This window comes from Stenotrophomonas sp. YJH_SMC_69, assembly GCF_059370495.1.
In genome coordinates this window covers 227,241-246,596 of record NZ_JCAFTS010000006.1, presented here as the reverse complement: position 1 = coordinate 246,596, position 19,356 = coordinate 227,241, and the positions used below count along the sequence as shown (strand labels likewise).

At 67.4% G+C, this 19,356-nt stretch carries 21 protein-coding genes; 2 read left to right on the top strand and 19 right to left on the bottom strand.

Features of this window, described 5'->3' with window-relative positions; all coding sequences use genetic code 11:
• Positions 1–18: 18 nt before the first annotated feature.
• From ybgF to aspS, 16 genes are all read right to left on the bottom strand, one after another.
• Positions 19–837, bottom strand: coding sequence for a tol-pal system protein YbgF (ybgF, locus tag AC5P8F_RS12950; protein ID WP_495228296.1), 819 nt, complete (start codon positions 835–837; stop codon positions 19–21).
• Positions 838–840: 3 nt separating this feature from the next.
• Complete coding sequence (gene pal / locus AC5P8F_RS12945) at positions 841–1,359, bottom strand: peptidoglycan-associated lipoprotein Pal (protein ID WP_014648158.1); 519 nt, start codon at positions 1,357–1,359, stop codon at positions 841–843.
• Between the two features lie 64 nt (positions 1,360–1,423).
• Positions 1,424–2,743: a Tol-Pal system beta propeller repeat protein TolB gene (tolB, locus tag AC5P8F_RS12940; protein WP_014038220.1), complete on the bottom strand. Its 1,320-nt coding sequence runs from the start codon at positions 2,741–2,743 to the stop codon at positions 1,424–1,426.
• Between the two features lie 285 nt (positions 2,744–3,028).
• Positions 3,029–4,084, bottom strand: coding sequence for a cell envelope integrity protein TolA (gene tolA / locus AC5P8F_RS12935; RefSeq protein ID WP_014648159.1), 1,056 nt, complete (start codon positions 4,082–4,084; stop codon positions 3,029–3,031).
• Positions 4,074–4,502: a protein TolR gene (gene tolR / locus AC5P8F_RS12930; protein ID WP_006438804.1), complete on the bottom strand. Its 429-nt coding sequence runs from the start codon at positions 4,500–4,502 to the stop codon at positions 4,074–4,076. The genes tolA and tolR overlap by 11 nt, the downstream gene beginning before the upstream one ends.
• Positions 4,503–4,526: 24 nt before the next feature.
• Complete coding sequence (tolQ, locus tag AC5P8F_RS12925; protein WP_005410752.1) at positions 4,527–5,306, bottom strand: protein TolQ; 780 nt, start codon at positions 5,304–5,306, stop codon at positions 4,527–4,529.
• A gap of 10 nt (positions 5,307–5,316) precedes the next feature.
• Entirely contained in the window at positions 5,317–5,748 is a 432-nt protein-coding gene (ybgC, locus tag AC5P8F_RS12920) for a tol-pal system-associated acyl-CoA thioesterase (RefSeq protein ID WP_014648160.1), read from the bottom strand.
• On the bottom strand, positions 5,738–6,778 hold the full coding sequence (gene ruvB / locus AC5P8F_RS12915; protein WP_014648161.1) for a Holliday junction branch migration DNA helicase RuvB: 1,041 nt from the start codon (positions 6,776–6,778) through the stop codon (positions 5,738–5,740). Before ruvB ends, ybgC begins: the two co-directional genes overlap by 11 nt.
• A gap of 136 nt (positions 6,779–6,914) precedes the next feature.
• Positions 6,915–8,834 carry a potassium transporter Kup gene (locus AC5P8F_RS12910; protein WP_075075726.1) on the bottom strand — a complete coding sequence of 640 codons (1,920 nt, stop codon included), beginning with the start codon at positions 8,832–8,834 and terminating at the stop codon, positions 6,915–6,917.
• Positions 8,835–8,883: 49 nt separating this feature from the next.
• Positions 8,884–9,477 (bottom strand): Holliday junction branch migration protein RuvA, encoded by a 594-nt coding sequence (ruvA, locus tag AC5P8F_RS12905; RefSeq protein ID WP_014648163.1) that lies wholly within the window; start codon positions 9,475–9,477, stop codon positions 8,884–8,886.
• A gap of 13 nt (positions 9,478–9,490) precedes the next feature.
• Positions 9,491–10,012 (bottom strand): crossover junction endodeoxyribonuclease RuvC, encoded by a 522-nt coding sequence (gene ruvC, locus AC5P8F_RS12900; protein WP_014648164.1) that lies wholly within the window; start codon positions 10,010–10,012, stop codon positions 9,491–9,493.
• A 105-nt stretch (positions 10,013–10,117) separates the two neighbouring features.
• Positions 10,118–10,849: a YebC/PmpR family DNA-binding transcriptional regulator gene (locus AC5P8F_RS12895; protein WP_014648165.1), complete on the bottom strand. Its 732-nt coding sequence runs from the start codon at positions 10,847–10,849 to the stop codon at positions 10,118–10,120.
• A 176-nt stretch (positions 10,850–11,025) separates the two neighbouring features.
• Positions 11,026–11,658 (bottom strand): esterase/lipase family protein, encoded by a 633-nt coding sequence (locus tag AC5P8F_RS12890; protein WP_032958946.1) that lies wholly within the window; start codon positions 11,656–11,658, stop codon positions 11,026–11,028.
• A 75-nt stretch (positions 11,659–11,733) separates the two neighbouring features.
• Positions 11,734–12,255, bottom strand: a complete 522-nt coding sequence (locus AC5P8F_RS12885; protein ID WP_014648167.1) for a GNAT family N-acetyltransferase — start codon at positions 12,253–12,255, stop codon at positions 11,734–11,736.
• A 31-nt stretch (positions 12,256–12,286) separates the two neighbouring features.
• On the bottom strand, positions 12,287–12,610 hold the full coding sequence (locus AC5P8F_RS12880) for a hypothetical protein (RefSeq protein WP_014648168.1): 324 nt from the start codon (positions 12,608–12,610) through the stop codon (positions 12,287–12,289).
• 16 nt (positions 12,611–12,626) lie between these two features.
• Positions 12,627–14,378, bottom strand: a complete 1,752-nt coding sequence (gene aspS / locus AC5P8F_RS12875) for an aspartate--tRNA ligase (protein ID WP_346601434.1) — start codon at positions 14,376–14,378, stop codon at positions 12,627–12,629.
• A 158-nt stretch (positions 14,379–14,536) separates the two neighbouring features.
• On the opposite strand from aspS, the gene AC5P8F_RS12870 reads away from it, so the two are divergent.
• Positions 14,537–15,271, top strand: a complete 735-nt coding sequence (locus AC5P8F_RS12870) for a DUF3011 domain-containing protein (protein ID WP_032958942.1) — start codon at positions 14,537–14,539, stop codon at positions 15,269–15,271.
• Between the two features lie 99 nt (positions 15,272–15,370).
• Here AC5P8F_RS12870 and AC5P8F_RS12865 read toward each other — a convergent pair whose 3' ends face one another.
• From AC5P8F_RS12865 to blaL2, 3 genes are all read right to left on the bottom strand, one after another.
• Positions 15,371–16,012 (bottom strand): hypothetical protein, encoded by a 642-nt coding sequence (locus tag AC5P8F_RS12865; RefSeq protein ID WP_014648171.1) that lies wholly within the window; start codon positions 16,010–16,012, stop codon positions 15,371–15,373.
• A 53-nt stretch (positions 16,013–16,065) separates the two neighbouring features.
• Complete coding sequence (locus AC5P8F_RS12860) at positions 16,066–17,280, bottom strand: cation:proton antiporter (protein ID WP_032958940.1); 1,215 nt, start codon at positions 17,278–17,280, stop codon at positions 16,066–16,068.
• Positions 17,281–17,365: 85 nt separating this feature from the next.
• On the bottom strand, positions 17,366–18,280 hold the full coding sequence (blaL2, locus tag AC5P8F_RS12855) for a L2 family extended-spectrum class A beta-lactamase (RefSeq protein WP_346601433.1): 915 nt from the start codon (positions 18,278–18,280) through the stop codon (positions 17,366–17,368).
• Positions 18,281–18,455: 175 nt separating this feature from the next.
• Between blaL2 and ampR the strand changes: the two genes are divergently transcribed.
• Positions 18,456–19,322: a LysR family transcriptional regulator AmpR gene (gene ampR, locus AC5P8F_RS12850; RefSeq protein WP_049440344.1), complete on the top strand. Its 867-nt coding sequence runs from the start codon at positions 18,456–18,458 to the stop codon at positions 19,320–19,322.
• Positions 19,323–19,356 lie beyond the last annotated feature (34 nt).

The following is a 19,356-nucleotide window of genomic DNA, read 5'->3' as shown; positions in this document are numbered from 1 at the left end:
CACCTATTGTACGCCGGGTCAGCGGATCTGCTTGCCGAGGCGGATGGACTGCAGACGGTCCTGCGCGGTGCGCGCGGCGTCCGAGCCGGGGTACTGCGCCACGACGGCCTCCATCGTCTGCTGGGCCTGGTCGACCTTGCCCTCGCCATACTGCGAGAGGCCGACCTTGAGCAGGCCGCCGGCGGCCTTGTCGTGGGTCGGATAGCGCGAGAGCAGTTCGCGGAACTGGGTCTCGGCCATCGGGAAGTTGCGGGTGGCGTAGTAGCTCTCGCCCAGCCAGTACAGCGCGTTCGGCGCGTAGACGCCGTTCGGGTACAGCTGCAGGAAGCTCAGGAACAACTGCGCCGAATCATCGTACTTGCCGGCCTTCAGCGAATCGAAGGCGACGTTGTAGGAGGTGCGCTCGTCGCCGGTGGCGGCAAGACTGCCGGCATCACCGTGGACGGAAGGCGGCCGCTCGGAAGTGGCCGCCGCTGCGGGTTTTGCCGGGGCCGGTGCGGCCTTCGGCGCGCTCGCCGGAACGGGCGGCAGGGCCGGGGCGGCATTGCCCCCTTCCAACCGGTTCAGGCGGCTGTCCAGATCCAGGTACTGGTCCTGGGCGGACTGCTTGAGCTGGGCGTTGTCGTGCTGCAACTGCTCGATCGAGGCCTGCAGGCTGGTGACCTGCTGCCGCAGCTGATTGATCTGGTTCAACAGGTCCTGGTTGGCGCTGTTGTTGTACATCTGCTGCTCGAGCGCGCCGACACGGTCGGCCAGGCTCTGTCGCTGTGCATGCGCCGGTGCGGCAGCCACGAGGGCTGCCGCAACGACCAGCATCAGTTTGATGCCAATGCGCATGGATTACTGCGCGGTGTAGACGATTTCGACGCGACGGTTCTGCGACCAGCAGGACTCGTTCGACTCGGTGCAGACCGGACGCTCTTCACCGTAGGACACGACGGTCAGCTGCGAAGCCGAGCCACCGTTGGCCTGCAGGGCCGAGTTGACGCCGTTGCCACGACGCTCACCCAGGGCCTGGTTGTACGCGCGCGAACCGCGTTCGTCGGTGTGGCCCTGCAGGGTGATGCGCGAGGACGGACGGTCACGCAGGTACTTGGCGTGGCAAGCCATGATGGCCTGGAATTCCGGCTTCACGTCTTCCTTGTCCAGGTCGAAGTAGACAACGCGCTGGCGCAGGCAAGCGTCGGTGTCCAGGTCGCCCGGGCCGTACAGGCCGGAGGTCGACGGACCGGTCGGGGTGGTGGTGGAGGTGCCGGTGTCGACCGGGGTTGCCGGCTCTTCCTTCACCTTCTTCGAGCAACCGGCCAGGACGGCCACAGACAGCAGGGAAACAAGCAGAACGCGGGTGGACTTGTTCATGGCGATACCTTTGTGGCTCCTAGGCCGATGAGGGGTTCAAGACAGCGAAAATATTAACACTCTTTTAGCGCTGGGTACGGTATGGGGACCATGCCGGTTCGCGCACATCTCCGTCAGCCAGAACCAACCGCTGGCGCACGCGCGCATCGGCGGAAACGGCGTACAGCACACCACGGCCACCCTCGCGGGCGGCGTACAACACCATGCTTGCGTTGGGCGCAAAGCTCGGAGATTCATCCAGCGAACCCGGGGACAGCGTGCTCCAGCGGGGCGAACCCAGCGAGCTGTCCATCATCGCGATCTTGTAGCTGTTGCCCGAGCCCTGCGCAACGGCGATCTTCTTGCCGTCGTAGGACACCGAGGGCTTGGCATTGTAGTTGCCCTGGAAGGTCACGCGCTCGGCACTGCCGCCACCGGCGCCGACCTTGTAGACCTGCGGGCGGCCGCCGCGGTCGGAGGTGAAGTACACCGCGCTGCCATCCGGCGCCCAGGTCGGCTCGGTGTCGATGGCGAAGTGGTTGGTCAGCTGGGTCAGCTGCTTGCTGCCCAGGTCCATCACGTAGATTTCCGGGTTGCCCGAACGCGACAGGGTCAGGGCCAGCTTGCGGCCATCGGGTGAGAACGCCGGGGCGCTGTTGATGCCGCGGAAGCTGGTGACCAGTTCGCGCGCACCGGTGCCGATGTTCTGGATGTAGATCGCCGAATTGCCACGCTCGAAGCTGACGTAGGCCAGCTTGCTGCCATCCGGGCTCCACGACGGCGACAGCAGCGGCTCGGCCGAACGCACGATGGTCTGCGGGTTGTAGCCGTCGGAGTCGGCCACCATCAGCGCATAGCGCATGGCATCGCCCTTGCCGCTGGCGGTCACGTAGGCGATGCGGGTCCAGAAGGCGCCGCGCACGCCGGTGATCTTCTCGTAGATGGCGTCGGCCATCTGGTGGGCGACGTCGCGCATGGCGTTGCCACGGGCGGTCATCGCCAGGCCCAGCAGGCGCTCGCCCTTCGGCACGTCGAACAGTTCGTACTCGACGCGGTAGGCACCGGCACCGGCATCGAGCACGCGGCCGACCACGATGTAGTTCTGCTTCAGCGCGCGCCAGGTGGCGAACTGGATGTCACCGCCACGCACGGGCTTCTCGACGATCTGCGCTTCCGGCAGCGTGCGGAACTGGCCCGAACGCTCCAGGTCGGCGCGGACCACGCCGGCGACGTCGGTCTGCGGAGCGGCCGACGAACCCTGGTAGGGCATCGGCACGATGGTGATCGGCAGGGCGGAGGCATTGCCGCCGATGATGTCGATATCCAGCCCCTTCTGCTGCGCGACGGCAGCAAAGGGCAGCAACAGGGCCGCAAACACGGCAAGCCAGCGAGGCATCTTTTTCATGGAGCGCTCAATAGGGGGAAACCGGAACGAGGGATAACAAAGCAGGAGTGAACCGCTTCGCAATCATGAACCAAGGGTACGTGAATTCCGGGTCAGTTCCAGCCCGTCCTCTCACGCACCGTTAACGTCGTGGCTAACATCGCACCTGCCTGCCCCGGTCACGCCGCCCCTCGGGGCGGTGTTCGACAGCAGCCTGCAGCCTGCCCGGCCGAAACCGAGCACGCCAGAGGCAAGCGCGACATCCGTGGGCAGGAGTGGCCCGAGGCCACCCCTGCCCTGCCCGCCTCAGCGATCCTGGGCGGTAAAGGTGAAGTTGAGCGTACGCGCGAACACCGACTCGAAGCCGCGGTACGGCAACGGCTGCGCATTGAGCACCGCGGCCTCGATCGAACGCTTGCCGGCCTCGTCATAGGGGCAGTTCGGGCTGACCTTGGCCTGCATCACCGTGCCGCCCGGAATCTGGGTGATGGTGATCTGGCAACGCTGGCCCAGCGGCACCGTATCCGGGCGCACCCACTGCGACAGCACCTTGGCCTGGATCGCTGCGGCGTACTTGGCTGAAAGATCGTCGCTGTTGCCACCACCACCGGCCGCCGGCTGGGAAGCGCCGCTGGAGCCGGCAGCGGCACTGCCTGCGGCATTGCGCGCGGCGGCGACCTCGCGCAGCTTCCGCTCGGCCAGCTTGGCTTCCTTCTCGGCCTGCTCGCGGCGGGCACGGATCTCGGCGATCTTCTTCTGCTTCTCGGCCTCGGCCTTGTCAGCCGCGACGCGCTCCTGCTCGGCCTGCTTCTTCTTCTCGTCCGCTTCCTGCTGCTTGGCCAGGCGCAGCTTCTGCTCCGCTTCTTCCTGGCGCTTGCGTTCGGTCAGGTCGATCTGCTCCTGGCGGCGCTTGGCTTCCTGTTCCTGCTTGGCCTTCTCCTGCGAGATGGCCAGTGCGCTCACCGCTTCCTGGTCCTTGGTGTCCGGCTGCGCAACACGCTCCTGCGCCTGTTGCTGCTGGGGCGTGGGCGCGTCCTGCGGGCGCGGCTCGGGAATCGGCTGCGGCGGCGGAATGGTGTCTTCCGGCACCGGGATCGGCTCGGCGACCGGCGGCGGCAGGTCCTCCAGCTTCTCTGACTGGCGCAGCGCCTGGCGTGCGGCGGACGCCTCGGAGGCGGACAGCGCCAGGCTGGCCTCGACCGAGGGGTCGCCAGCGGCGGCATCGGTGTTGCGCTGGGGCGACCACAGCCAGGCCACGATGAAGACCAGCGCGACCAGCAGGTGCACCAGCAAAGCCAGCGCCAGGGGCAGACCCCAGCCGGGTTCGCGCTGATGCGGGGGTGGCAGGGCGTCAGCGTGCATCGGTGGCCAGGCCTACCTTGTCTACCTTGGCGCGCTTGATCACGTCCATCGCGGCAATGACCTTCTCATAGGCCACGGCGCGGTCGGCGGCGACGATCACGCGCACGCCCTTGTCCTGGGCGGCGATGCCGGCCAGGCGGCCTTCCAGTTCCTCGGCCGACACGGCGGCCGGCTCCTTGGCGTCGGGCAGCTTCAGGCTGAGCTGGCCGTCCTGGCGCACCGAGACGATCACCGGGTCCTGCTTGCTCTCCAGCGCCTTGGCGTTGGACTGCGGCAGGTCGACGTCGAAGCTCAGGGTGAGCAGCGGTGCGGTGACCATGAAGATGATCAGCAGCACCAGCATGACGTCGATGTAGGGAACGACGTTGATTTCCGATTTCAGCTTGCGGCGCTTGCGGCGACCGATGGCAGCGGACATGGCTTGGACTCCCGGGTCAGGCGCTTACTCGTCGCCAGCGCTCTGGCGCTGCAGGATGGAGCTGAACTCTTCGGCGAAGGTCTCGAACCGCACCGACATGCGCTCCACGCGGGTGGTGAAGCGGTTGTAGGCCCACACCGCCGGGATCGCCACGAACAGGCCGATGGCGGTGGCGAACAGTGCCTCGGAGATGCCCGGCGCGACGGCGGCGATACCGGCCTGGGCACCGCTGCTGATCATGTCGTGCATGGTCACCATGATGCCGAACACGGTACCGACCAGGCCCACGTACGGGGCAGTCGAGCCGATGTTGGCCAGCAGCTCCAGGTTGCGCTCGAGCTGGTCCACTTCACGGGTGTAGGTGGTGCGCATGGCGCGCTGCGCGCCTTCAAGCTGCGCACGGCCATCCAGCCGGCGCTTGTCGCGCAGGCGGGTGTACTCGCGGAAACCGGCTTCGAAGATGGCTTCCAGGCCGGTCACGCTGCGGCTGCGGTCGGTGGCTGCGCTGTACAGCTTGCCCAGGTCGGCGCCGGACCAGAAACGGTTCTCGAACTCGTCGGCTTCGCGGGTGGCCTGCTTGAACACGCGGGCCTTGCGGAAAATGATCACCCAGCTGACGAACGAGCCGACCAGCAGCAGCAGCACGATGATCTTCACCGGCAGGCTGGCCTTGGCCATCAGTTCGAGGTAGTTGATGCCGCCGCCGGTGGTGGCCTGGGCAAGGGTCTGTGTCGCGGCGTTGCTGACGTCGGCCGGCAGTGCCTCGGTGACCGTGGCCTGCAGGGCCAGGAGCGTTGCGATCATCCGTTGTTCCTCAATGTTCGGATTCGGGGTGGAGGTGGGGTTGCAGCACGGCAAGGACGGCATCGTCCATGCCACGCGGGCGGAAACTGGCCGCTTCCAGTGCGGCGATGCGGACCTGCGCGGACAGCAGCAGCTCGCCGTCGCGCAGGATCTGCTGGTCGAAGACCATGCTGGCCTTCTTCAGCTGGACCAGGCGGGCAGTCACCTGCAGGGTGTCATCCAGCCGTGCCGGCCTGATGAAATCCATCTGCATCGAGCGCACCGCGAAGACCATCCCGTGCTCGGCGCGCATGCGCTCCTGGCCGTAGCCGAGCGCACGCATCCATTCGGTCCGGGCCCGTTCCATGAAGGCCACGTAGCGGGCGTGGTAGACCACGCCACCTGCGTCGGTATCTTCCCAGTAAATGCGTGTCGGCCAACTGAATCGGGGCTCAACCGACATCGGGAACCTCCGCGAACAGGTCCTGCGGCGGGTTCTTCGGCTTCAGGCCCATGTGCCGGTAAGCCTTGTGGGTGGCCATGCGGCCGCGCGCGGTACGCACCAGGAAGCCCTGCTGGATCAGGTACGGCTCGACCACGTCTTCCAGCGTGCCGCGCTCTTCGGACAGCGCCGCGGCCAGCGATTCGATGCCGACCGGGCCGCCGTCGAAGTAGTCGACCAGGGTCTTGAGCAGGCGCCGGTCGAGCTCGTCGAAGCCCTCCGGATCGACCTTGAGCATCTTCATCGCGGCCTGTGCCACGGCCTCGTCGATGTGGCCGCCGGCCTTCACCTGCGCGTAGTCGCGCACGCGGCGCAGCAGCCGGTTGGCGATGCGCGGGGTGCCACGCGCGCGCCGCGCGATCTCGCCGGCGCCGTCGGCGGTGCAGTCGATGCCGAGGATGGTGGCCGAGCGGCGCACGATCCGGGTCAGCTCCTCGACGCTGTAGAACTCCAGGCGCTGGACGATGCCGAAGCGGTCGCGCAGCGGCGCGGTCAGCAGGCCGGCGCGGGTGGTGGCACCAATCAGGGTGAATGGCGGCAGGTCGATCTTGATCGAACGGGCGGCGGGGCCCTCGCCGATCATGATGTCGATCTGGAAGTCCTCCATCGCCGGGTACAGCACTTCCTCGACCACCGGCGACAGGCGGTGGATCTCGTCCACGAACAGCACGTCGTGCGGCTGCAGGTTGGTCAGCAGTGCAGCGAGGTCGCCGGCCTTCTCGATCACCGGGCCGGAGGTCACGCGCAGGGCCACGCCCAGTTCGTTGGCGATGACGTGGCTGAGCGTGGTCTTGCCCAGGCCGGGCGGCCCGAAGATCAGCACATGGTCGAGCGCGTCGCCACGGGCCTTGGCCGCTTCGATGTAGATCTCCAGCTGCTCGCGCACCGGGGCCTGGCCGAGGTAGTCGGCCAAGCGCCTGGGGCGGATGCTGGCGTCGGCGGCGTCATCCTCGCGGGTGGCGCCGGCGCCGATGATGCGGTCGTCGGTCATGTGCTGATTATGCGGCAAAAGCGTATGGGGTCGGATCCGTTTTCCAGAGGAAAACGGCTCTGACCCCGAACCGGAACACCGGGAACATGGGGTCAGAGCCCTTTTCCTGCGGAAAAGGGATCCGACCCCGCGCGCGTCAGATCTCGACCTGGGCCCCGAGTTCGACCAGGCGGTTGCCCGGAATCCGGAAGAAGCCGGTGGCCGGGGCGGCGTTGCGATGCATCAGCGCGAACAACTTGTCACGCCAGATCGGCATGCCGCGGTTGGCGGTGGCGACGATGGTCTCGCGGCTGGCGAAGAAGGTGGTGTCCATCGGATCGAAATAGATGCCACCGTGGTCGCACGAGCGCATCAGCGCCAGCGGCACGTCCGGGGTCTCCATGAAGCCGAAGCGCACGTAGACGCGGTAGAACTCGTCACCCACCGATTCGATCTTCAGCCGCTGCCCTTCCATCGCATACGGGATCGGCAGGGTTTCCACGTGCAGGAACACGTTGCGCTCGTGCAGCACCTTGTTGTGCTTGAGGTTGTGCATCAGCGCATGCGGCGCCACGGTCGGGTCGGCGGTGAGGAACACCGCGGTGCCCGGCACGCGCACCGGCGGGGCCAGCATCAGGCCCGGCAGGAAGGTATCCAGGCGGATGCCGTCCTTGCGGATCTCGTCGCGCAGCAGCTCGCGGCCACGGCGCCAGGTGCGCATCATGGTGAACAGGAAGATGCCCAGCACCACCGGGAACCAGGCGCCCTGCAGCAGCTTGGCGCCGTTGGCGATGACGAAGCCGAGGTCGATGATGAAGAACACCACGCACAGCGGCAGCAGCCAGCCACGCGACTTCGGCCACAACGTCCGCGCCACCACGGCCAGCAGCAGGGTGTCGATCAGCATCGTGGCCGACACCGAAATGCCGTACGCCACGGCCAGGTTGGACGAACTGCGGAACGCCAGCACCAGCCCGAACACCATCACCGCAATGCCCCAGTTGATGCCCGGGATGTAGATCTGGCCGATGGTGTCGTGCGAGGTGTGCTTGATGCGCATGCGCGGGATGTAGCCCAGCTGCATGGCCTGGCGCGAGACCGAGAATGCGCCGGTGATGACCGACTGCGAGGCGATCACCGCCGCCATGGTGGCCAGGATGATCATCGGGTACAGCGCCCACGACGGCACTGCCTCGAAGAACGGATTCTTCAGGGCCTCGGGGTGGTTGAGCACCAGTGCGCCCTGCCCCAGGTAGTTCAGCACCAGGCACGGCAGCACGAAGAAGTACCAGGCGTGGCGGATCGGGCGCAGCCCGAAGTGGCCCATGTCCGCATACAGCGCTTCGCCGCCGGTCACCGCCAGCACCACTGCACCGAGAATGAAGATGCCGTGCCAGCCGTGCTCCATGAAGAAGCGGATGCCCCACCAGGGGTTGAAGGCCTTCAGCACCTCGGGCGCATCGACGATGTTGTAGATGCCGATTGCCGCCAGCGACACGAACCAGATTGCCATGATCGGGCCGAACGCCTTGCCGATCTTCTCGGTACCGAAGCGTTGCGCGGCGAACACCGCCAGCAGCACCACCAGGGTGACCGGCACGATGAAGACATGAAGTCCGGGCGCGGCCACCTCCAGGCCTTCGACCGCACTGAGCACGGACATGGCCGGAGTGATCACGCCGTCGCCGAAGAACAGCGAGGCGCCGAAGATGCCGAGGATGCCCACCACATAAGCCGAGCGCGAGCCGTTGCGCAGCGTGCGTTGGGTCAGCGCCATCAGCGCCATGATGCCGCCTTCGCCATCGTTGTCGGCGCGCATGATGATGGTGACGTACTTCAGGGTCACCACCAGGTTCAGCGCCCAGAACGCCAGCGACAGCACGCCCAGCACGGTGTCGTGGTCGCTGTTGAGCCCGTAGTGTGGCGAGAACGCTTCCTTCAGGGTGTACAGCGGGCTGGTACCGATATCGCCGAACACCACGCCGATCGCACCGATGACCAGCGCCAGTCCTCCAGTGGAGGGGGCGTGGCCATGGCCGCCGGGGGCGGCTGCGTGCGGGGTTTGACTGCTGGACATGGGACTCCTGGCGAAGCTCAGGCGGTAGGTTGGGGGAAAGGGACGCGGTTCAGCGCAGCGCGGACTGCAGCGCCTTGCGGATCACAGTGGCCACTTCGTCGCCTTCATTGAAGGCATCGCGGGCCATGCGGGCCGCTTCGGCCGGCTTGTAGCCCAGCTGCTGCAGGGCCACGGTGGCATCGGACAGCGGATCGGCCGGGGCCGGACCACTGCCGGTGGGCAGCGCGCCGCCGGCACCGAACTGGGCCGCGCGGTCACGCAGTTCCAGCACCATGCGTTCGGCGGTCTTCTTGCCGATACCCGGGATGCGGGTCAGCGCGGTGATGTCGCCGGCCTGGACCATGCGCGCGAATTCTTCGACGCTGACACCGGACAGCACGGCCAGCGCGATCTTCGCGCCGATGCCGCTGACCTTCTGCACGTCGCGGAACAGGCGCCGCTCGCCCTCGCGCAGGAAGCCGTACAGCGAGACGCTGTCTTCCTTCTGCGAGTAATGGGTGTACAGGGTGACCTCGCGGCCGAGCTCGGGCAGGTCGTAGAAGGTGCTCATCGGCGCCTCCAGTTCGTAGCCCACTCCGTTCACGTCCACCACCAGCCACGGCGGCGCCTTGTAGGCGACGATGCCGCGCAGTCGACCGATCATTGCGTGCAGCTCCTCATTTGCGGCCCCACGCCTGGCGGGCACTGAGCCCCAGGCGGTTGGCCGTCGCCCTTACGTGGGCATGGGTGATCGCCACCGCCAACGCGTCGGCCGCGTCGGCCTGCAGCTTGGTTTTCAGGTTGAGCATGAGCCCGACCATGTGTTGAACCTGTTGCTTTTCGGCACCACCGCGCCCGACCACCGCGAGCTTGATCTCGCTGGCGGCGTATTCGTGCACCGGCAGGTCGCGCAGCACCACGGCCGAGATCGCCGCGCCGCGGGCCTGGCCCAGCTTCAGCGCCGAATCGGGATTGCGCGCCATGAACACCTTTTCGATGGCCACTTCATTGGGCTGGTACTCGCGGCACAGATCGGCCAGGCCCAGCACCAGCAGTTTCATGCGCTGCGGGAAGTCGTCGGCGCCCAGCAGCACCAGCGGCTGGTGGTGCACGTAACTGACGCGGCCGGCGGCGTCGACATCGATGATGCCGACCCCGGTCCGCTGCGAACCGGGGTCGATGCCGAGGATGCGGGTCATGCCGCGCTCCTGGCGGGGCGGAACGGGGAGCGCTGGCAGGCGTATGGGCTCATGACTGTCCGCGGTGACCGTTCAACGGCCCGCGCCCAGGCCGTCGAGGACGGCTCAGGCGTAGGCGTCGGCGCCGAGTTCGGCGTTGGAATACACGTCCTGCACGTCGTCCAGGTCTTCGAGCATGTCCAGCAGCTTCTTGACCTGCAGGGCGACCTCGCCTTCGACCTTGATGTCGTTGTCGGCGCGGAAGGTGATCTCGGCGTGGTCGGCGACATGCCCGGCGGCGACCATTGCGTCCTTGACTGCGTTGAACGCGTCAGGGCTGGTGACCACGTCGATCGAGCCGTCATCGGGGTAGACCACGATGTCGTCGGCGCCGGCCTCGATGGCTGCTTCGGTGATGGCTTCCTCGTCGGCACCCGGGGCGAAGCTGAGCACGCCCAGGCGCTTGAACATGAAGGCCACCGAGCCTTCGGTGCCCATGTTGCCGCCGCACTTGCTGAACGCATGGCGGACGTCGGCCACGGTGCGCACGCGGTTGTCGGTCAGGCAGTCGACGATCACGGCCACGCCACCCGGGGCATAGCCCTCGTAGCGGATTTCCTCGTAATCGACGCCTTCCAGTTCACCGGTGGCCTTCTTGATGGCGCGCTCGATCACGTCCTTGGACATGTTCACGGCCAGGCCCTTGTCCACCGCCACGCGCAGGCGCGGGTTGTTGTTGGGGTCGCCTCCACCGCCGCGCGCGGCAACGCCGATCTCGCGGATGATCTTGGTGAAAATCTTGCCGCGCTTCGCGTCGGACGCGTTCTTGCGGGCTTCGATGGAGGGGCCTCTACCCATGGGTGCTACCGTCTGGCTGCTTCAGGATCAAGGCGCGGATTCTACCTGATCGGGCGCTGCAACCGTGTCTAGGCCCGTATTGTTGTAGCGCCGGGCCAATGCTCGGCTCAATGGGCCCGACGGAATGCAGCCGAGCATGGGCTCGGCGCTACAAGGCGGCCCCGCCTGCCCTGCCCCTATGCCGCCGCCGCGTCGCGGCTGTGGTCGAAGTGGCCGTGGCGCAGGAAATGTGCGGTCTGCCGCGCGGCGTCGGGCGACACCACCAGGCCGCTGTGGCTGGTACGCACCACGCAATGGTCGGCCAGGCCCGGCAGGCGGGTCTCGGCCAGGGCCACGGTGCCGTCGGACGCATCGTCGATCGCGCCCAGCAGGCTGCCCAGCCCGTGCGGCACCGAACCGGCGATCAGGCCAACCTCGGCCTTGCCCTGCCAGTCCGGCAGGCCGTCCAGCAGCAGCTCGCTGCTGCGCCCCAGCGCCAGGCCCCAGCCATGATCGGACAACGAGCGCGCGGTACCACTGCCGCGCAGCGGCGAGCCCAGGCAGACCACGCGCTGCACTGGCAGCTGCGGATCGCGGCGCAGCGCCTCCAGTGCCAGCAGTCCGCCCAGGCTGTGACCGACCAGCGACAACGGCCCGGCGTCGGCCAGACGTTCCAGCAACTGCGGCACTGCCACATCGGGGCCACCGAACACCGAGGGATAGCCGAACGCGTGTACCTGGAAACCACGCGCGCGCAGGCGCCAGGCCAGTGGCCCGACCCAGGCACGGGCATTCCAGATGCCATGCAGCAGCAATACGGGGGGAGTCATGCAAACAGCCTGGCGGTCAGCGGGGCAGGAACGTGAGGTGATTGAACACGCGCGCGCGGCAAGCGGCGGTGAACGTCAGGCCGCGCGCGGCGCGCGGCGCAGGATGAATTCGAGGTCCTGGGTGTCGCCGACAGGGAACAGGTACTCGCCGGCCTTCTCGAAGCCGTAGCGGGCGTAGAAGCGCTGCGCGCCGAAGTTCTCCGACCACACGCCCAGCCACAACGTGCGCGGGCCTTCGTGTTCCAGCCAGGCCAGCGCGGTTTCCAGCAGGCGGCTGCCCCAGCCGCAGCTCTGCTGCGTCTTGACCAGGTACAGGCGCTTGAGTTCGCCGTCACCGGGTTTCACATCCGGATGCGGCAGGCCACAGGGGCCGGCGGCGGCATGGCCGACCGCCTCCCCATCCAGTTCCAGCAGCCACACCGCGTAATCGGGGTGGGACAGGATCACGCGCTGGCGCTCGACCGTGTAGGCCTCCTCGAGGAAGGCCTGCAGGTCCTGCGGCGGGTACAGATGGCCGAAGGTTTCAGTGAACGTGCGTGCGGCCAGCGCCGACAGGGTCGGCGCGTCGTCCACAGTGGCGCGGCGGATCGAATACATGCAGGAAGTTGACGTCAGGGCGAAGCGCGGGTCAAGCCTTTCCAGGCGATTCCGCTTCTTCTTCCTCGTCCTCTTCCTCGTATTCCTCTTCGTCCTCGTCCTCTTCTTCCTCGCCTTCCTCGTCCTCGTCGTACTCTTCTTCCTCTTCGTCGTCCTCGTAGTCCTCGACGCCGAAGTCTTCACCGTCCCAACGGCCTTCGCCGTCGGCGACGAAGGTCAGGGCCATCGCGGCCGGATTGGTGCCGACGCGGACCAGCCACCCCCCGAACACGCGTGCACGCTCGGTGACCAGGGTGGCCTCGGAGCCTTCATTGCCCAGCTTTTCCCACTCCAGCGAAAACGCAAACTCGGTCATTGCCTGGATCTCCTGATCAGTTGGTCTTGGGGCGAACCTGGATGTGCACTTCGGCCAGCTGCGCGTCGACGATCGGCGACGGCGCGTCGGTCATCAGATCCTGTGCACCGGTGGTCTTCGGGAACGGGATGACGTCGCGGATCGACTCGGTTCCGGCCATCAGCGCGGCGATGCGGTCGATGCCGAACGCGATGCCACCGTGCGGCGGCGCGCCGTAGTTCAGCGCGTCGAGCAGGAAGCCGAACTTGGCGCGGGCCTCTTCGGCGCCGATGCCCAGCAGCTCGAACACCGCGCTCTGCATGTCCGGACGGTGGATACGGATCGAACCGCCGCCGATTTCATTGCCGTTGAGCACCATGTCGTAACCGCGCGAGACGGCGGTACGGGCATTGGCGCGCAGGTCGGCGATGTCGTCCACGGCCGGTGCGGTGAAGGGGTGATGCAGGGCGACGTAGCGCTGTTCTTCCTCGTCCCACTCGAACATCGGGAAGTCGGTGACCCACAGCGGTGCCCAGCCGTCGGCGACCAGGCCAAAGTCCTTGCCGGCCTTCAGGCGCAGCGCGCCCATGAAGTCGGAGACCTTGTTGTAGCCACCGGCACCGAAGAACACGATATCGCCGTTGCCGGCACCGACATGGGCCACCAGCGCCGCGAAGCGCTCTTCGCTGAAGAACTTCTGGATCGGCGAGCTGACTTCGCCGTTGTCGGCGATCTTGATGTAGGCCAGGCCCTTGGCGCCGTACTTGGCGGCATGCGCGGCGTACTCGTCGATCTGCTTGCGGCTCAGCGCCGCGCCGCCCGGGATGCGCAGCGCGGCGACGCGGCCTTCGGCATCTTTGGCCGGGCCGGTGAACACGGGGAACTCGCTGTCCTTGACCAGTTCAGCCACGTCGACCAGTTCCAGCGCGATGCGCAGATCCGGCTTGTCCGAACCATAGCGACGCATCGCCTCGGCCCAGGTCATGCGCGGGAAGCTGGCATCCAGCTCGACATCGACCACTTCCTTGAAGATGGCGCGGATCATGTCCTCGACGAAGTCCTGCACATCGCGTTCGCGGACGAAGGCGAACTCCATGTCCAGCTGGGTGAATTCCAGCTGGCGGTCGGCACGCAGGGCCTCGTCGCGGAAGCAGCGCGCGATCTGGTAGTAGCGGTCGAACCCGGCCACCATCAGGATCTGCTTGAACAGCTGCGGGCTCTGCGGCAGGGCGTAGAACTCGCCCGGATGCATGCGCGCCGGCACCAGGAAGTCGCGCGCGCCTTCCGGAGTGGCCTTGGTCAGGATCGGGGTCTCGATGTCCTGGAAGCCCTTTTCGTCCAGGTGGCGGCGCAGCGCCTGCACCAGCTTGATGCGGGTGCGCTGCATGCGCTGCATTTCGGGGCGGCGCAGGTCCAGGTAGCGGTACTTCAGGCGGGTTTCCTCGCCCGGGTTCTCGTGGGCGTGGAACGGCAGCGGGGCGGCCTTGTTCAGCACGGTGATGGCGGTGGCGATCACTTCCACCTTGCCGGTGCGCATCTTGTCGTTCACCGCGTGGCGGGCGCGCACGACGCCCTCCACCTGCAGCACGTCCTCATAGCCCAGCGACGCGGCCACGGCGAACACGTCGGCGTTGTCGACCTCCACGGTCACCTGCACGATGCCTTCATGATCGCGGAGATCGATGAAGCAGACGCCGCCCTGGTTACGGGCCACGTCGGTCCAGCCGGCGAGGGTGACAGTCTGGCCAATCAGGGTCTCGTCGACCAGGCCGCAGAAGTGGGTACGCATGGGGGGAAGCTCCGCTGGAGAACGCCGGCACCGGATGGGGGCCGGAAAGCCTCGTATTCTGCGGCCGAGGCCCCGGCCGGGGCAAATCCGGGCAGTCACGCCGGCTTGATCGCCCCGGTCCCTATAGTCGGGCACCTGCCACCGTATGGGATGCCGCCATGAAATCGTTGTCCCTGGCCAGCCTGGCCGTGACCCTGAGCACTCTGGCCGTGCTCGCCCTGCCCTCTGCTCCGGCCGCTGCGCAGGACGGGGTGATCCGCTGCGAAAGCCAGAACAACCGTGAACGTGTCTGCAGCACCGGCTGGCGCAATGCGCAGCTGGTCCGCCAGCTGTCCGGCAGCGCCTGCGACGAGGGCCGCACCTGGGGCAGCCGCAACGGCAGCATCTGGGTCAGCAATGGCTGCCGCGCCGAGTTCGTTGAAGCCCGCGGCGGCTGGGGCGGTGGCAATGGCGGTGGCTGGGGCGGCAACAACGGCCGTCCCGGTGAAACCATCCGCTGCGAGAGCCAGAGCAACCGTGAGCGCAGCTGCCCGGTCGGCTGGCGCAACGCCCGCCTGGTCCGCCAGCTGTCCGGCAGCCCCTGCGATGAAGGCCGCACCTGGGGCGTGCGCAACGGCGCGGTCTGGGTCAGCAACGGCTGCCGCGCCGAGTTCGCCGAGGCCCGCGGCTGGGGCGGCGGCGGTGGCTGGGGCGGCGGCAACAGCAATTATTCGATCACCTGCAGCAGCAACAACAACCGCACGCAGAACTGCGACTGGGATGAGCGCCAGGGCCGGCCGGTGCTGCAGCAGCAGCTGTCCGGCAGTGCCTGCCAGGAAGGCCGCAGCTGGGGCTATGCACGCGGCCAGGTGTGGGTGAGCAACGGCTGCCGTGCACGCTTCAGCGCGCGCTGAGCCCCGGGGTCGGATCCCTGGCCGACGGCCAGGGCTCTGACCCGTGGGTTCATGCAGTGACCGGGTCGGACCCTCCGCAGGAGGGATCCGACCCGAAGATCAGGGTGCCGGCGCCTTCTCGTCGCCCCACGGTGCGGGCGGCAGCTCGACCGGCTTGCTCAGGTCGAACTTCACGCGGAAACGGCGGCCTTCCGGGCGCGTCAGTTCGTAGACGAAAGTCTGGTCGGGGTCGATCTCCATCGCCCAGGTGTTGTGCGTGGAGGCCAGCATGTCGGCACGACGGAACATCGCCACCGAATCGGAGTCGGCTGGGAACCGCTGGCGCTCGGCGGTGCCCGGTGGCGTGCTGTCGCCGCCATAGAGGGTGATCGCGTCGGGGCTACCGTCTTCGTGGCGATGATCGTGTTTCAGGCGCAGGCCGTTTTCGGTGCGGGTCAGCACCCAGGTGCGCGAATGGTCATCCCCCACATGGAAGGGAATCCGCAGTTCATGGGCGGGGTCGGCACAGCCGCGCACATGCATGACCAGGCGCTGGCCGGCGAACGGGTCCTTGCCGGTCGGTGCCGGCGTGTCCTCCACCACCCGGCCCTCATAGGCCTGGCCGCAATGCGCGGCGATGGCAGCCATGAAGGCATCGGCCGGTGCGGTCGCCAGATCATGCGCGACCGTATCGGAACGCTGCGAGCAGGCAGCGAGGCTGAGCAGGAGGGCGGAAGCGGTGACAACGGCAGGCAGTTTCATGCCCCAACCCTAACGGCCATGGCCGACGGGCGCAAACCGCGCGCGGCAACCGGTCAGCGTTCGGCGATGTGAGGTTCCGGCCGCGTCTCGGTGGCCGCTACCGGCGCGGACTCGCCCTCGCCCGCCGGCTCCTGCTCCACCGGATCGACGTCGAAGGGTGTGCGGAACACCAGCGACGGCAACAGTGTGGTCAGTGCGGCGTACAGCAGCAGCGCGCCGAACAGCACCGCCGGAATCTGGAAACGCTCGCGCATGATCGCCGCCAGCACCAGGGTGAAGATCAGGGTCGGGGCCAGCGCCAGCGAGACGCGCAGGCTGCTGCGGAAGCTCTCGCCGAACATCACCCGGCGCTGCAGCCAGACCACGCCGATGCGCAGCGGCAGCACCACCAGGGTGATCACGATGCCCAGCCCCAGCGCCTCGAAACTGAGGGCTTCGCTGGGCACCTTGGTGCCGGCATTGAAGAAATAGAATGGCACGAAGAACGAGGCGAACAGGCGCAGCGCGTGCAGGTTCTCGTGCGAGGCCAGCAGCGGCATGCGCTGGTGCAGCAGGCGCGCGACCAGGCCGGCGATGAACGCGCCCACCAGGTAATACACGCCCAGCAGATAGGTGATGTACGCCGCCACCATGCCGACCATCACCAGCAGCGAGAACTCCGAGCCCGGCGCGTGCGGCGCCACCCAGCGGCCCAGCGCGATGAACAGCAGCGGCAGGCCGATCATCATCGCCAGCAGGGCCAGGCTGGACAGCGCCATGTGGCCCGGGTCGCCGGCCTGCAGCACGATGAACAACGCCGCCAGCGCCAGCAGTTCGCCGGCGATGGCCTTGCTGGTGACCCAGAACCGCTCGTCCTCGCTCAGGCCCAGCCGCGACAGCGAATCCATGATGAAGCCGGTGGAGGGCGTCAGCAGCGCCAGCGCCAGCAGCCCAGCGGCCTGCCATGGCAGCCCCGCATAGCGCCAGGCCAGCCAGCCCACGCCGAACAGCGTGCCGGTACGGATCACCAGGTGCGCCAGCAGCGGCCACATGCCACGCCGCAGCGCCTGCAGATCCACTTCCAGGCCCGCGAACAGGAACAGCGAGGAAATGCCCAGCGTGGCCAGCAGGCCGATCACCGCGTCGTGTGCCTGGTCGCCCAGCCAGAGCATGCCGATGATGCCGAACAGCAGGCAGGTCAACGGCGCCGGCAGGCTGAATCGCTGCAGTGCGCGCGGGATCACCAGCAGCGCGAAGATCAGCAGCAGGTAGATCAACTCATGGCTCATCGGGGTCTTCCGTGGGGTTCGAACGCGCGCAGGATGCGCGTGCCCGACCGATCCGGCAAGCCATTTCCCGATGACCCCGGTTACCTCATTCGATCATCGCATCGGCCAGCGCCCCCACCCGTGCAAGCACTGCTGCGCGCTGGTCGTCATCGACCGATGCGCCCTGCAGATAGGCGGTGACCACCCACGCGGTGCCGCCCGCATGCGGCCACAGCACGGCGATGTCGTTGCGCGTGTCATCACCGTTGCTGCCGGTCTTGTCCCCCACCCGCCAGCGCTTGCCCAGCCCGGCGCGCAGGCAGGCATCGCCGGTCTGGTTGTCGATGAGCCAATCGGCGAACTGCCGGCGCGATGCAGGCTGCAGGCCATTGCCCACCGCGAAGCGGGCCAGGCTGGTGGCCATCGCGGCCGGGCTGGTGGTATCGCGCGGGTCTCCCTTCGCGAACAGATTCACGTCCGGCTCGTTGCGGTCATTGCGGGTAATGCTGTCGCCCTGCCCGCGCAGGAATGCCGTCAGCGCCGACGGCCCGCCCACCACCTCCAGCAGCAGGTTGGCCGCCGTGTTGTCGCTGGTGGTCAGCGTGCCCCGGCACAGGTCGCGCACGGTCAGATCCTTGCCCACGTGGCGGCGCACCACCGGAGCGTAGGACAGCAGATCCTTCCCGGCGATGGGCACACGGGTGTCGAGCGAAACGCGGCCTGCATCGGCAAGGCTCAGCACATGGGCGACCAGCATCGACTTGAACGTGCTGCACATCGGGAAGCGCTCATCCTGCCGATGCCCGCCGATGCGACGGCCGTTGCCGGTGTTCAGCACGGTGACACCCAGGCGGCCACCGCTGGCTTTCTCCAGCGCGGCGAAATCGGCGGCGCCGGCAATGGCGGCGTTCGCGGCGGGTATGCCAGACGAGGCGGAAACCGGTTGCGCCAGCGCCGGGGCAAGCAGCGAGGACGCAACGGCAGCACCACTGAACTGCAGGAATCGGCGACGGGCGAGCATAGGGGTTCTCCTGGTGACCGCTCGATTATTGGCGCCTCCCCTGCAGCCGACCAGCGCGAAAAATCAAGGCAAGCCATAAGTGGAATTCATGCCTGTCGCGATCAACTCATTGAGATTTACGAAATTCCTCATTGAACGAGTACGATCAGCCATCATCCTGGCTCACGGCTTTTCGATGTTGCACCCTACCCTGCCGCTGAACGCGCTGCGCGCTTTTGAAGCCGCCGCCCGCCACCAGAACTTCACCCGTGCCGCGCTCGAGCTGTGTGTCAGCCAGGCCGCGCTGAGCCATCAGATCCGTGGGCTGGAGGACCGGCTTGGCATCCGCCTGTTCCATCGCCTGCCACGCGGCGTGGCGCTCACCGATGAAGGGGCAGCGCTGTACCCGGTGCTCAACGAAGCGTTCGAGCGCATTTCCGCCAGCATCGCGCGCTATACCGGTGGCCCGGCACGCGAGGTGCTGACGCTGGGCGTGGTCGGTACCTTCGCCACCGGCTGGCTGCTGCCACGGCTGGCGGCGTTCGAAGCCGCGCACCCGGACATCGAGCTGCGCCTGCAGACCCACAACAACCGTATCGACCTGGCCGGCGAAGGGCTGGACCTGGCGATCCGCTTCGGCGATGGCGACTGGCAGGGCCAGGCCTGCACGGCAATCCTCGATGCGCCCTTCGCACCGCTGTGCGCCCCCGCATTGGCGCGGCGGCTGAAGCAACCGCGCGACCTCGCCACACTGCCGTTGTTGCGTTCCTACCGCAGCGACGAATGGCCGCGCTGGTTGCAGGCGGCCGGGGTGAGCGGCGTGGAAGCCCGCGGGCCGGTGTTCGATTCCTCACTGACGGTGGCGATGGCCGCCGCCGGGGGCGCCGGCGTGGCCTTGCTGCCCTTGTGCATGTTCGAGCAGGAACTGGCCGAAGGCCGCCTGCTGCAGCCCTTCGGCACCACCTTGGAGCTGGGCCGCTACTGGCTGACGCGGCTGCGCTCGCGCGCCGAGCGCGAACCAGCCAAGCGCTTCCGCGAATGGCTGCAGGCGCAGGGCACGTAACAAAAAAGGGGACGGAGGGGATTAAGTCGTTTGT

What these genes read in the sequence shown, in the direction of transcription:
- pal (WP_014648158.1), bottom strand. Translation starts at nt 1,359, where the DNA reads ATGAACAAGTCCACCCGCGTTCTGCTTGTTTCCCTGCTGTCTGTGGCC.
- AC5P8F_RS12870 (WP_032958942.1), top strand. Translation starts at nt 14,537, where the DNA reads ATGAAATCGTTGTCCCTGGCCAGCCTGGCCGTGACCCTGAGCACTCTG.
- AC5P8F_RS12895 (WP_014648165.1), bottom strand. Translation starts at nt 10,849, where the DNA reads ATGGGTAGAGGCCCCTCCATCGAAGCCCGCAAGAACGCGTCCGACGCG.
- ybgC (WP_014648160.1), bottom strand. Translation starts at nt 5,748, where the DNA reads ATGTCGGTTGAGCCCCGATTCAGTTGGCCGACACGCATTTACTGGGAA.
- AC5P8F_RS12910 (WP_075075726.1), bottom strand. Translation starts at nt 8,834, where the DNA reads ATGTCCAGCAGTCAAACCCCGCACGCAGCCGCCCCCGGCGGCCATGGC.
- AC5P8F_RS12890 (WP_032958946.1), bottom strand. Translation starts at nt 11,658, where the DNA reads ATGACTCCCCCCGTATTGCTGCTGCATGGCATCTGGAATGCCCGTGCC.
- AC5P8F_RS12880 (WP_014648168.1), bottom strand. Translation starts at nt 12,610, where the DNA reads ATGACCGAGTTTGCGTTTTCGCTGGAGTGGGAAAAGCTGGGCAATGAA.
- tolA (WP_014648159.1), bottom strand. Translation starts at nt 4,084, where the DNA reads ATGCACGCTGACGCCCTGCCACCCCCGCATCAGCGCGAACCCGGCTGG.
- ruvA (WP_014648163.1), bottom strand. Translation starts at nt 9,477, where the DNA reads ATGATCGGTCGACTGCGCGGCATCGTCGCCTACAAGGCGCCGCCGTGG.
- blaL2 (WP_346601433.1), bottom strand. Translation starts at nt 18,280, where the DNA reads ATGCTCGCCCGTCGCCGATTCCTGCAGTTCAGTGGTGCTGCCGTTGCG.
- AC5P8F_RS12860 (WP_032958940.1), bottom strand. Translation starts at nt 17,280, where the DNA reads ATGAGCCATGAGTTGATCTACCTGCTGCTGATCTTCGCGCTGCTGGTG.
- tolB (WP_014038220.1), bottom strand. Translation starts at nt 2,743, where the DNA reads ATGAAAAAGATGCCTCGCTGGCTTGCCGTGTTTGCGGCCCTGTTGCTG.
- AC5P8F_RS12885 (WP_014648167.1), bottom strand. Translation starts at nt 12,255, where the DNA reads ATGTATTCGATCCGCCGCGCCACTGTGGACGACGCGCCGACCCTGTCG.
- AC5P8F_RS12865 (WP_014648171.1), bottom strand. Translation starts at nt 16,012, where the DNA reads ATGAAACTGCCTGCCGTTGTCACCGCTTCCGCCCTCCTGCTCAGCCTC.
- aspS (WP_346601434.1), bottom strand. Translation starts at nt 14,378, where the DNA reads ATGCGTACCCACTTCTGCGGCCTGGTCGACGAGACCCTGATTGGCCAG.
- ruvC (WP_014648164.1), bottom strand. Translation starts at nt 10,012, where the DNA reads ATGACCCGCATCCTCGGCATCGACCCCGGTTCGCAGCGGACCGGGGTC.
- ampR (WP_049440344.1), top strand. Translation starts at nt 18,456, where the DNA reads ATGTTGCACCCTACCCTGCCGCTGAACGCGCTGCGCGCTTTTGAAGCC.
- ruvB (WP_014648161.1), bottom strand. Translation starts at nt 6,778, where the DNA reads ATGACCGACGACCGCATCATCGGCGCCGGCGCCACCCGCGAGGATGAC.
- tolR (WP_006438804.1), bottom strand. Translation starts at nt 4,502, where the DNA reads ATGTCCGCTGCCATCGGTCGCCGCAAGCGCCGCAAGCTGAAATCGGAA.
- ybgF (WP_495228296.1), bottom strand. Translation starts at nt 837, where the DNA reads ATGCGCATTGGCATCAAACTGATGCTGGTCGTTGCGGCAGCCCTCGTG.
- tolQ (WP_005410752.1), bottom strand. Translation starts at nt 5,306, where the DNA reads ATGATCGCAACGCTCCTGGCCCTGCAGGCCACGGTCACCGAGGCACTG.